This is a genomic window from Bacillus sp. R86525, from assembly GCF_042466195.1.
Taxonomy (GTDB): domain Bacteria; phylum Bacillota; class Bacilli; order Bacillales; family Bacillaceae_G; genus Bacillus_A; species Bacillus_A nitratireducens.
The window spans coordinates 4661376-4673457 of sequence record NZ_JAXHPX010000007.1 but is presented as its reverse complement, the minus strand read 5'-3'; the positions used below and the strand labels follow the sequence as shown (position 1 = coordinate 4673457).

Below are 12082 nucleotides of genomic sequence, written 5' to 3'. Positions count from 1 at the left end.
GATGAAGAAAATACACGTGCTAGCACTTATTCCGGTTCTTTGTTTAGTGATTGGACCAGTATTTGCAAATTCGGTCACTCCTTACGTACTTGGGATGCCCTTTCTATTATTTTGGGTATTATTATCAGTGCTCATTACGTCTCTTTGTATGGGGCTTGTGTACTTATTCGACCCTGCTAATAAGGAGGATGTGAAATGACAGCATTACTTATCATTATTTTATTCTTATTTTTAGCGCTATTTTTAGGGATTCGAGCCCAACGTGGAAAAGATATGAATTTAGAGCAATGGTCAGTTGGAGGAAGAGGGTTTGGAACTATTTTCGTTTTTCTCCTTATGGCAGGCGAAATTTATACGACATTCACATTTTTAGGAGGAAGTGGCTGGGCGTATAGTAAAGGAGCTCCTACTTTTTATATTTTAGGGTATGGTGCATTAGCTTATATTTTATCGTATTTCTTATTGCCTCCAATTTGGAAATATGCAAAAGAACATAACCTCGTTTCGCAGTCCGATTTTTTTGCGAAAAAATATAGCAGTAAGACGCTGGGAATAATTGTTTCAATTATTGGTGTAATTTCTATCATCCCCTATCTCGTTTTACAGCTAAAGGGATTAGGGATCATCGTTTCGGAAGCATCTTATGGAAGAGTATCACCGGTTATTGCAGTATGGATTGGTGCTATTGTTATAACTATATATGTAATGGTTTCGGGTATACATGGATCGGCTTGGACAGCTGCTTTGAAGGATATTATGATACTATTTATCGTTATGTTTTTAGGTATATATTTACCGTACCATTATTATGGAGGATTTCAGCCGATGTTCGAAGCTGTAGAAGCAGCGAAACCAGGTTTTTTATCTTTACCTGAAGAAGGAATGAGTATTTCTTGGTTTGTTTCTACTATTATATTAACGGCTCTTGGTTTCTATATGTGGCCCCATACATTCGCTTCGGCTTTCTCTGCAAAAAATGAAAAAGTATTTAGGAAAAACGCGGCGATTATGCCTCTTTATTCTTTAGTGTTGCTTTTCGTATTCTTTGCAGGGTTTGCTGCTATCTTGCAAGTTCCAGGGTTAAAGGGAGCGGATGTAGATCTTTCATTATTCCGTCTGGCTCTTCAAACGTTTGATCCATGGTTTATTGGTATTATTGGTAGTGCAGGAGTGTTAACGGCATTAGTTCCAGGTTCCATGCTTGTTATGGCGGCATCTACGTTGTTAGCAAAAAATATTTACCGAACAATGGTGCCATCTGCTTCAGATAGGCAAGTTGCTAAAGCGGCGAAATTATTTGTTCCTGTAGTAACGCTTGTTGCGGTATTGTTTACATTTAAAGGGGGAGAAACGATAGGGGCTCTTCTTTTAATGGGATACAGTATAGTTACACAACTTTTCCCTGCGCTTGTATGTAGTTTGTTCCCTCGTCAAATTATTACGAAACAAGGTGCGATTGCGGGGATGGGAATTGGGTTGTTAATTGTCGCGTATATCACCTTATCAGGTTCTACTATAGCTACGATGTTCCAGGGTGTCCCGCAGTATATGAAAGATTTGAATGTAGGTATAGTCGCGTTGTTAGTTAACATTATTGTGATGTTTGTAGTTAGTGGATTCACAAGAAATGTATCTGTAAAGACCGACAATATAATAGTAGAAAAGTAATTCGTGTGTTAGAGCTATCTTCGAAAAGAGATAGCTCTTTTTTGTATATATTTTCTTCTATTAGCGGAATCTAACTAAAAACTTGTTGAAAAGGAAGTTAGGTGGGGAAATTGTTAGAGCTAAAAGGTAACTTGTTTGAAGTTATGAAGGAAATTAGAGATGAGTTAGGTTCACCTAATGATTTAACAATTAGAGAAGTTGCTCTTGCTGGTAGTTTTACACGTTGTGCGGTTGTTTTTTTATGTGGATTGACAGATAAGGATAATGTTTATAAATATGTAGTTCGTACACTTCAATATGAAGAAATACCAAATGAAGCAGCTGTGGTTCAGACATTATTGGATCGTTTTATTTCTATTGCAGAAGTCGGTATGAAGACGACTTTTCCAGATATTATAAATGCGGTTTTAGCAGGAGATACAGTCATATTAATTGATAATATTCAAACGGCTATTGTTGTTAACAGTAGGGCTTGGGAGAAAAGAAGTCTAGAACCGCCAGTGACAGAAGATTTAATTCGTGGACCGAGGATTGGGTTAAATGAAGATATTAATGTGAATAAAATGTTAATTCGCCGTGGTTTACGTGATCCGAAGTTACGGTTTCAATCTTATATTATGGGGAAGCGATCCCAGAAAGAAGTAACCCTAGTATATATAGAGGATATTATTAACCCTTACATCGTAAAAGAGCTAGATCGGCGTCTTCAATCAATAGTTACAGATGTCATTTTTGAGACAGGAACGATTGAGCAATTAATTCAAGATAATAATTTATCGCCGTTTCCGCAGTTTTTAAATACAGAAAGACCAGATAATATAGTGGCTGCATTGGCGAAAGGGAAAGCGGCCATTTTAGTAGATGGGTCACCATTTGCTCTTATAGCTCCGCTAGTATTTGTTGATATTTTTCAGTCCGTGGAAGATCACTATGAGCGTTGGATAATTGGGACTTTATTAAGAATCTTGCGGATGGGCTCTGGTATAGTCGCAGTTTTAATGCCGGCGATGTATGTAGCGCTTGTATCGTACCATCAAGGGCTTATTCCATCTAAACTAGCTTATTCCATTGCGGGAGCGAGAGAAGGGGTACCGTTTCCTGCTTATATAGAAACGTTAATGATGGCATTAACGATGGAATTAATACGAGAAGCCGGGATTAGGCTTCCGAAACCGATGGGGCAAACAATTGGCATCGTAGGTGGTCTTGTAATTGGAGAAGCGGCAGTAAATGCAGGGATTGTAAATCCGTTTTTAGTAATTATTATTGCGGTTACCGCAATTGCTACATTTTCACTGCCTGTGTATAGTATTACGATTACGTTTAGGATTTTACTTTTCGTTTTTGTATTAGCCGCGACTGCTTTTGGATTGTACGGGATTATTTTAGCTCTTATTGCACTTGCGATCCATATTACAAATTTAAAGAGTGTTGGGGTACCGTATACAACACCTATTGCTCCTGCTTTTTATAAAGATTGGGAAGAAGAATTGGTTCGCCTACCAAAATCAATGTTAAAAGAGAGGCCAGAATATTTACAAACGAAAGACTCTACACTACGTCCAAAGGAGCGAGAGTAATTGAAGCCATTTGAATATGGGGATGAAGAAATTGGATCTCGGGAACTTGGTTTTGCGGTATCGTCAACAATTATCGGTATAGGTGCATTATCTATGCCTCGAGATATTGCTATGCAAACTTTATTTTCAGACGGTTGGATTATTTTGCTTTTGGGTGGATTGATATGTGCGGTTTTAGGTTGGTTTGTAACGAGAATAGCTATTTTATTCCCAAAACAAAACTTTGTTCAATATACAAGTGCACATTTGACGAAGCCTGTTGCATACACAATTAGTAGCATTTTAGTATTAACATTTGCTGCTTTGACTGCATATGAATCGCGAATGATTGCAATTATTTCACAAACATATTTATTTAGTGATACACCAATACAGCTACTCTCTTTCTTCTTCTTATTAGTTGTTATTTATGGAGTAGCAGGATCGAGAGCGGCTTTAGTAAGGTTAAATGTTCTATTCTTACCTATCGTGTTCATTGCGATAGTGTTGCTTTCTTTATTGAATGTGAATTTAATGGAAATAAACAATTTACTACCAGCTTTTCAAACGAACGCAAGTCAATATGCTGTAGGAGTTAAAAATTCTATTTTCACATTTATCGGATTTGAGGTAGCTCTGTTTTATGCTGTGATGTTGAACGATAAGACAGCGAAAAAAGCGCCAATGGCAGTTGCGAAAGCAGTGATGGTAAATGTGCTGTCATACATTTTAATTTATGTAACTTGTATTAGCGTTTTTACGTATATGACAACCCGTGGATTGACGTATCCAACAATTGAATTAGGGAAAGAAATTGAAATTGGTGGAGGTTTTTTAGAAAGATTTGATGCCATTTTTTTTACTACTTGGATTATTACTATTTATAACACTACAGCAATGTATTATGACGTCGCATCTTTATTATTTTGTGCTATGTTTCCGAAAGTGAAGAAACATATTTTCATTTTTGTAAGTGCCCCGATTATTTTTATGGCGAATATGATACCTAGTAATTTGAATACTTTGTCAAGTTATGGGACTTATTTAGCTTGGATAGATATGGGGTTTGTCGTGCTAGCGCCTTTGTTAGTTTTTATTGTATATAAAATAAAAAGAAGGAATGGTAGAAATGAAACACCTTCTTAAAATTATAATGGTTATGGTTTTAGCTGGATCTATAAGTGGGTGCTCTGAGCTAGAAGAAATAGAAGAAAGAGGATTTGTAGTAGGCGCAGCTTACGATATTGTGAAGGTAAAGAAATCAAATCCAATTATGAAAGGGACGTATCAGATGGTACTTCCCAGTAAGTTAGCGCAACAAGGTGGCCAAGGCGGTGGAGATAGTGAAAATTATATTAATGTTAGTGCGAAAGCAGATAGTGTCTTTGAGCAAATACGAATTATTGCTAAAAAAATTAGTCGCTCATTATTCTTTCCGCATATACAAGTGATAATTTTTTCTAAAGATTTACTAGCGAATCCGTATGTTTTACAAAATACGTTAGATGTATATATTCGCGATCACGAGATGAGAAGAAATATTCGTTTGTTCGTTTCTAAGAAAAATGCAGAAGCTATTTTAAAGCAGAGTGCCAAGCCTGAGAACTTACCGGCACAGTATATTGATATGTTAGCTGAGCATCCTCCGAAAAATGCTCAAATGATTGAAGCTGCAAGAATTGGTGAGGTACAGCAAAAAATGATTTCTAACCAAAGTTTCGTATTACCTATTCTCGAACTAACAAAACAAGGGGTACAAATGAACGGGGCAGCGTTGTTTCGAGGGAAGGATAATAAGTGTGTAGGTAGTTTGAATGGAGAAGAAACATTTGGAATGAATTATATAATAGGTAAGAAAATTGGAGGGTTCTTTACCGTTCGTAAAAAAGACCAGCTTATTACATATGAAATTCATAAGATGCATCGAAAGATTAAAGTATCTACAGAAAATGCCACAAAACCGAAGTTTGATATTTATTTATCTTTGGAAGGCACTTTAGCTGAGTTACACTTTAGTGATCATAAACAAATTATGAATGAAGATCGATTGAAGAAAACCATTGCGGAGGAAATGGAGAAGCGTATCCAAAAATCGATTAAGCTTGTTCAAAAAAAATATAAGGTAGATGTATTAGCGTTAGGGGAAGTATATAAGCGGCATAATTATAAAGAATGGAAGAAGATAGATAAGAATTGGGATCAAGGTGAAAATTACTTTAGTAATGCTGAGGTTACTGTTCATGTTCATCCGACAATTGAGCATTCCGGTTCAGCCTTACCGAAAAGAGTGAAATAAGGTGATGTAAGTTGTTTACTGGCCTAGGGATTATTTGTACGATATTAATGGCGGTTCTTCCGGGAGCTATATATTTCCTTCATAAAAAAATTTCAAATTATGGAGCGCAGCCGTGGAAAGAAAAAAAGAAACCTGAATGATTTTCAGGTTTCTTTTGCGCAAAGCAAATGTGAAGGGGGATACCTTCTATGTATGCTTTGCTTATACAAGCCCTAACCAATGTACCAATTGTGTAGAGAGGAATGTCACAACAACGGCGATAACGGTAGGGATTGCAAACGATAAGAATGTCCATTTTGCACTTTTTGTTTCTTTATATATGTTAACCAGTGTTGTTCCACATGGGAAATGAAGAAGTGAGAACAACATTGTGTTTAACGCTGTTAACCAAGTCCAACCATTTTCTAAGAATAGATTTTTAATTTGATTAAAATCATCTATTTCAGTTAAAGCTCCAGTTGATAAATAAGACATTAATAAAATCGGGATAACAATTTCATTAGCTGGTAGTCCAAGAATGAATGCAGCTAGAATAAAACCGTCAAGTCCTAACATTTTAGCAAATGGATCTAGGAAGTTTACAAAATACATAAGTAAGCTTGTGTCACCGATGAAAATGTTAGCAAGTAACCAAGTCAATGCAGCCGCAGGGGCAGCTACAACGACAGCTCGTTTTAAAACATAAATAGATTTATCGAGTGTTGCACGTACAATTGTATTCCAAACTTTTGGCTTACGGTACGGTGGTAACTCAAGGGTGTAGTGAGTTGGCACACCTTTTAAAGCTGTTTTTGATAGTACCCAAGAAACAGTTAATGTCATAATAACACCAATTACAACCATTCCAACTACGACACCTGCAGTAACTAATGTTTGCATACTACCTGTATAACCAGCAGCCATAAATAATGAAGCCATTAAAATTAACATAGGCCAGCGACCGTTACAAGGAACGAAGTTGTTTGTTAAGATTGCAAGCATACGTTCACGTGGTGATTCAATAATACGTGTTGACATAATAGCGGCTGCATTACAACCAAAGCCCATTGCCATTGTTAAAGATTGTTTGCCATGTGCACCGGAGCGTTTGAATAAGCGATCCATATTAAAAGCGACACGTGGTAAGTATCCGTAGTTTTCTAATAGTGCGAACATAGGGAAAAAGATTGCCATAGGTGGTAACATAACGCTAATAACAGCACCGATACCACGGAATAAACCAAGTATTAAAATGCCATGTAACCATTCAGGTGCATGCGCTGCTTGGAACCAAGATGTTAAATATCCTTCTGCCCATCCGAAGAATTCAGCAATCATATCAGATGGTACGTTAGCGCCTGCAATTGTAAGATAAAAAATAATAGATAAAATACCGAGCATAATTGGGAATCCCCAGATGGGAGATGTGAAAATTTTATCTAGTTTTTCAGAACGATACAATTTATCAGTATTTGTATATTGAACAGACTCTTTACATATGCTTGCAGATGTTCGATAAATATCTCCGACAATATCATCTCGTATATCTTCTTTTGAGAGTGTTTGTGCATGTTGAATAATATAGTCTAATGGAAGAGCTTTACTGGCTGAGTGAGATTCCATTCATTACGACCTCCCTTACAAGTGGTTCATTATGGTGTTTTTGGAGTGTAGTTAAGAAATTTTTATCTCCATCTAATATACGTAACGCAATCCAACGTGCTGGATACGTATCACCGAACACTTTATAAATTTGTGGTTCTAATTCTTGAATCATATTTTCGATTTTTTCACTGTAAGAAATTTTAATTGGTGTTGGAATTAATTTTTTATTTGCTACTTTAGCGATCACATTTAGCAAATGTCCAATACCTACTCGGTTACGAGCAGAAATTTTAACTACAGGTACACCGAGTGATTTTGCTAATTTCTTTTCATCAATAACGATGCCTTTTTTCTCGGCTTCATCAATTAAGTTAATACAAATGACTACGTTGCTCGTCATTTCCATCACTTGGAGTGCTAAATTTAAATTTCTCTCCATAGCAGTTGCGTCTATAACAACTACAGTTACTTCTGGCTTTTCAAATATAATATAATCCCTCGCTACTTCTTCGTCCGCGGAATTTGAATATAGTGAGTAAGTTCCAGGTAAATCAATTAATGTATAGTTACTTCCGTTATGTTCATATTCCCCTTCAGCTTTTAAAACAGTTTTTCCCGTCCAGTTTCCAGTATGTTGTTTTAAGCCTGTTAAAGTATTAAATAATGTACTTTTCCCGGTATTCGGGTTGCCAGCTAAAGCAATGCGATGTTTGCTCATCTGAAATCATCTCCTATTAATACCCCGAAAATAAGGGAACTTTCTTCCTTACGTAGTGCAATAGTTGTGTTGCTTACTTGATAAGCGACCGGATCTCCAAGTGGACTGCGTTGTAATACTTTAATCGTTGCCCCAGGGATAAATCCTAAGTCTAATAAACGTCGTTTCATAGTTCCTTCTAATTGTATCTTCTCAATTTGTACAAACTCTCCTGTTTTAAATTCAGAAAGTGGTTTTGTATTAGCCGATACCATAAAAGTTACCTCATCTCTATATTGTTAGTTTAAGTTTAAAAAGTTTCCTCAGGTAAACTTTTTGTTAGTAATATAGTAGACCACATTGGATGATGCTGTCAATTAGTACTTTAAAAATATTCAATTATTTTTAGAATTGTTCCAATTTATTTAGTTGTACCGAAAAATATTACTGAAATTCTTCTCAATGTAAATAAAGTAGGGGTGTAAAACCTTAAAAATATAGGGTGATTGTAAATGTAGTTTTAATCTAAAGGGGAAAATGCAGAAAATTATTTACATTAGCTTTACATTGTTAAGATTAAATTTACAATAATGCATGTTTAGTGTGGATTTTGTTGGTTTTTTTAACTATAAATGTTGGAGTGTCTAGCTTTTGCGGGATGTTACCCCTATTTACTTAAACTTAAAAATTGCTTAACACTCACATAATATTGTTGTCCTACAATGAATTTGTGTTCGAAAGAAGATGAATTCGAAAAGTGATAATCCAAATGGGGGTACAAGACATGGTTATGAAAAAGGGTATTAAATTTTCTTTAGCGGCTTTAGTTGTTGCAGGTGCATTAGTTGGATGTGGAAAAGCAGAAAGTACGGATAATAAGGAAGCTGCTAAAGGTAGCGATGCAAAACAAGAATTATCAGGTACGATTGCAGCGGCTGGCTCTACAGCTCTTCAACCTCTTGCGGAGGAAGCTGGAAAGAAATTCATGGAGAAAAATTCAAAGGTTTCTATTCAAGTTCAAGGTGGCGGTAGTGGAACTGGGATTAACCAAGTAGCATCTGGCGCGGTACAAATTGGTAACTCAGATGTTCCAGCTGGAGATAAAATAAAAGATGCTGAAAAAGCAAAAGAATTAGTAGATAACAAAGTTGCGGGTATCGCATTCGCACTTGTCGTAAATAAAGATGTAAAAGTTGATAACTTAACAGTAAAACAAGTGCAAGATATCTTCACTGGAAAAGTAACGAACTGGAAAGAAGTAGGCGGGAAAGATGAAAAAATCAATGTAATTAACCGACCAGCTTCATCTGGTACACGTGCTACTTTTGAAAAGACAGTGATGAAAGACGCGAAAATTAATGATGGAACTGGTACAACACAAGATTCTAATGGTGCTGTAGAGCAAGCGATTAACTCTACTCCAGGTTCAGTTAGTTACTTAGCAATGTCTTACATGGTTGGTGAGAAAAAAGGTGCGTTACAAACGGTTAAAATTGATGGATCTGAACCGAAAGTTGAAAATATTTCTGCTGGTAAATATCCGTTCTGGTCTTACGAGTACATGGTAACGAAAGGTGAGGCGAAGGAAGCAACTAAGGCTTACATCGACTATGTAAAAGGTAAAGACTTTGAAAAACAAGTAGAAGATATGGGTTACATTCCAATGTCTAAATTAAATAAGTAATAAAATTTATGGGGCTGGCTGCAAGGCCAGTCCTGTTCATTTCAATTTATGAAGTGGGGTCTGTCCTGTGATGAAGGGGAAAAAACAAATAAATTACGTAAAGAGTGAATATATAGGAAGATCACTCGTTACGTTTTGTGGTATTTTTATTGTTTTAGTTACATTAGCTATTATTGCGTTTATTTGTGGTAAAGGAATTCAATCTTTTACGCAAAGTGGTATCTCATTTGCTGAGGTGTTAACATCGACAAAATGGAATCCAAATGCTGATCAAGGCACGTATGGTGCTGTAATCTTTATTGTAGGTTCGACGCTTGTGTCGTTAGGTGCGGTCGTTATTAGTGCGCCGATTGCTATAGCTCTTGCTATATTCATGAATTTAATTTCGCCGAAGTTTGGGAATAAAGTATTGAAACCTGTTCTTGAATTATTAGTGGGTATCCCGTCAGTTGTATACGGATTATTGGGGGTTACAATTTTAGTCCCTCTATTACGTGATTCGTTTGGTGGAGTAGGCTTTAGTTTAATTGCAGGTATTATTGTGCTAAGTATTATGATTTTACCTACTATTGCTAGTATCGCTTCTGATGCAATACGCTCTGTTCCGTTTGATTACTTGGAAGCTTCTTACGGTTTAGGATCAACGAAATGGCAAGCTATTAGCCGAGTGATTGTTCCAGCTGCAAAACAAGGGATTTTAACTGGTATAGTTTTAGGTTTAGCGCGTGCTTTTGGTGAAGCGTTAGCAGTTCAAATGGTAATCGGGAATACGATTAGATTACCAGAAGGAATATACAGTCCGACAGCAACGTTAACAGGTATTCTGACAATGGATATGACAAATACACTGAACGGAACAGCTTGGAACAATGCGCTATGGACTTTAGCGATGATTTTACTTGTTATTTCATTCCTGTTTATTTTAGTAATTCGAGCGATTGGGCAAAGAGGTGAGCGATAATAATGAATGCAAGAACGGTAAATAAAGTTTGGACAGGTATTTTTTATGCAGTTGCGGCTTTAGTTGTAGCTTTGCTAGTGTTCTTAGTGTTTGAAATTCTGCAAAAGGGATGGGGATTTTGGGATCCTAGTTTCTTATTTGGAGAACCAAGTAATACAAGAGCTGGTGGTGGAATTGGTCCGCAATTATTCAATTCCTTCTACATGCTTGTTATAACACTTATTATATCAATTCCTCTTGGGTTAGGTGCTGGAATATATTTAGCGGAGTATGCAAGACAAGGTCGTTTTTTAAGTTTTGTTCGTTTATGTATTGAGACGATGGCGTCTTTACCTTCTATTGTTGTTGGACTATTTGGTTTGTTAGTGTTTGTTACAATGACAGGCTGGGGATACACGGTAATGGGTGGTGCTCTTGCTTTAACTATTTTAAACTTACCAGGTTTAACACGTGTTTGTGAAAATGCGATTTCAGAAGTTCCTCATAATGTAAAAGAGGCGAGTCTTGGATTAGGTGCGACAAAGTGGCAAACGATCGTGCGTATTATTATCCCGTCATCATTGCCGCAAATTATTACAGGTGTTATTTTAGCGGCTGGCCGTATATTTGGTGAAGCAGCGGCATTAATTTACACAGCGGGTTTAACATCTCCAATTTTAAATTCAGCAGCGGACTTCTCAAGTCCTGCGCATCCTTTAAATCCATTTAGACCAGCTGAAACGTTAGCGGTTCATATTTGGAAGTTGAATTCTGAGGGGATTATCCCAGATGCGAAGTTAATTGCGACAAAATCTGCAGCTGTATTAATTATTATGGTATTACTATTCAATGTCATTTCACGCTTAGTAGCATCTGTATTGCATAAGCGCTTTACAGGAACGAAAAGAAAAAGTAAAACGACGAAGAAGGTAAAAGCGGCATAAGTTGAAGATGAAAACTCTCTGTTTATAAAACAGGGAGTTTTTTTACGGTCATTTTGTTGTTGGCAGGAAAAGAAGAAGAGTGACCGAATAGGTAACTTGATATATAGAAATTCGGATGAAAATAGGGAGGGGTTTGGAAGTGTTTTTTCTGCAAATGTCGGGGTTTCCTGGATCTGGGAAATCGACACTTTCTAAGTATATCGCTAAATTAACAGGTGCTGTTATTGTAGATCATGACGTCGTGAAATCAGCTTTATTAAAATCATTAAAGGAAAAAGGTGTTGAACCAACAGTGGTTGGGGGAATCTCCTATGATATTGAGTGGGAACTGATCGATTTTTTGTTGGAGCAAGAGCACAGTGTGATATTAGATAGTCCGTGTCTCTACGAAGGGATGGTTAAAAAAGGCATAGATTTATGTCAGAAACATGGTGCTACATATAAACATATTGAATGTTATCTTAATAATATAGAAGAAATTAATCGTAGGTTACAAACGCGTGAACGTAAGATAAGTCAAATTACAAAAGTAGAATCAGAAGTAGCATTTCAAAAATGTCTGGCTGGCAGTAAAAGGCCTTTACGTGGTGAATATCTTATTGTGGATTCTGGAGAGCCGCTAGAGAAGTATGGTAAAAAAGTGATGGATTATATTATGGATAGGTAGAGGGATAAAAAAGGCGTTATCTTCAATTATGAAGATAACGCCT

Annotated in this window: 12 protein-coding genes; 9 read left to right on the top strand and 3 right to left on the bottom strand. The window is 36.6% G+C overall.

Annotated features, from left to right (window positions below):
• Window position 1: 1 nt before the first annotated feature.
• The 5 genes from SJY24_RS26860 to SJY24_RS26840 all read left to right on the top strand — a co-directional run bounded on the left by SJY24_RS26860 (window position 2) and on the right by SJY24_RS26840 (window position 5523).
• A complete protein-coding gene (locus SJY24_RS26860) occupies window positions 2-199 on the top strand; it encodes a DUF3311 domain-containing protein (protein ID WP_377866816.1) in 198 nt (65 codons plus the stop codon).
• Window positions 196-1668 (top strand): sodium:solute symporter family protein, encoded by a 1473-nt coding sequence (locus SJY24_RS26855; protein ID WP_377866815.1) that lies wholly within the window; start codon window positions 196-198, stop codon window positions 1666-1668. The genes SJY24_RS26860 and SJY24_RS26855 overlap by 4 nt, the downstream gene beginning before the upstream one ends.
• A 101-nt stretch (window positions 1669-1769) precedes the next feature.
• A complete protein-coding gene (gerLA, locus tag SJY24_RS26850; RefSeq protein ID WP_141531849.1) occupies window positions 1770-3248 on the top strand; it encodes a spore germination protein GerLA in 1479 nt (492 codons plus the stop codon).
• Window positions 3249-4373, top strand: coding sequence for a spore germination protein GerLB (gene gerLB / locus SJY24_RS26845; protein WP_071735682.1), 1125 nt, complete (start codon window positions 3249-3251; stop codon window positions 4371-4373).
• Window positions 4357-5523 carry a Ger(x)C family spore germination protein gene (locus tag SJY24_RS26840; RefSeq protein WP_141531848.1) on the top strand — a complete coding sequence of 389 codons (1167 nt, stop codon included), beginning with the start codon at window positions 4357-4359 and terminating at the stop codon, window positions 5521-5523. The genes gerLB and SJY24_RS26840 overlap by 17 nt, the downstream gene beginning before the upstream one ends.
• Window positions 5524-5724: 201 nt before the next feature.
• Here the strand turns inward: SJY24_RS26840 and SJY24_RS26835 are convergent, their stop codons facing one another.
• From SJY24_RS26835 to SJY24_RS26825, 3 genes are read right to left on the bottom strand one after another with little or no spacing between them, the layout of a single operon-like run.
• On the bottom strand, window positions 5725-7125 hold the full coding sequence (locus SJY24_RS26835; protein ID WP_097882605.1) for a nucleoside recognition domain-containing protein: 1401 nt from the start codon (window positions 7123-7125) through the stop codon (window positions 5725-5727).
• The gene (locus SJY24_RS26830; protein WP_098199106.1) at window positions 7103-7825 is read right to left on the bottom strand and encodes a FeoB small GTPase domain-containing protein; all 723 of its coding nucleotides are present in this window, start codon (window positions 7823-7825) and stop codon (window positions 7103-7105) included. The genes SJY24_RS26835 and SJY24_RS26830 overlap by 23 nt, the downstream gene beginning before the upstream one ends.
• Window positions 7822-8079, bottom strand: coding sequence for a FeoA family protein (locus SJY24_RS26825; RefSeq protein ID WP_000252989.1), 258 nt, complete (start codon window positions 8077-8079; stop codon window positions 7822-7824). The genes SJY24_RS26830 and SJY24_RS26825 overlap by 4 nt, the downstream gene beginning before the upstream one ends.
• A gap of 509 nt (window positions 8080-8588) precedes the next feature.
• Here SJY24_RS26825 and SJY24_RS26820 point away from each other — a divergent pair.
• The 4 genes from SJY24_RS26820 to SJY24_RS26805 all read left to right on the top strand — a co-directional run bounded on the left by SJY24_RS26820 (window position 8589) and on the right by SJY24_RS26805 (window position 12039).
• Window positions 8589-9488, top strand: a complete 900-nt coding sequence (locus SJY24_RS26820) for a phosphate ABC transporter substrate-binding protein PstS family protein (protein ID WP_000245113.1) — start codon at window positions 8589-8591, stop codon at window positions 9486-9488.
• A gap of 70 nt (window positions 9489-9558) precedes the next feature.
• Window positions 9559-10449, top strand: a complete 891-nt coding sequence (pstC, locus tag SJY24_RS26815) for a phosphate ABC transporter permease subunit PstC (protein ID WP_377866814.1) — start codon at window positions 9559-9561, stop codon at window positions 10447-10449.
• Between the two features lie 2 nt (window positions 10450-10451).
• Complete coding sequence (pstA, locus tag SJY24_RS26810; protein ID WP_377866813.1) at window positions 10452-11372, top strand: phosphate ABC transporter permease PstA; 921 nt, start codon at window positions 10452-10454, stop codon at window positions 11370-11372.
• Between the two features lie 139 nt (window positions 11373-11511).
• Window positions 11512-12039 (top strand): P-loop nucleotide/nucleoside kinase family protein, encoded by a 528-nt coding sequence (locus SJY24_RS26805; protein ID WP_377866812.1) that lies wholly within the window; start codon window positions 11512-11514, stop codon window positions 12037-12039.
• Window positions 12040-12082 lie beyond the last annotated feature (43 nt).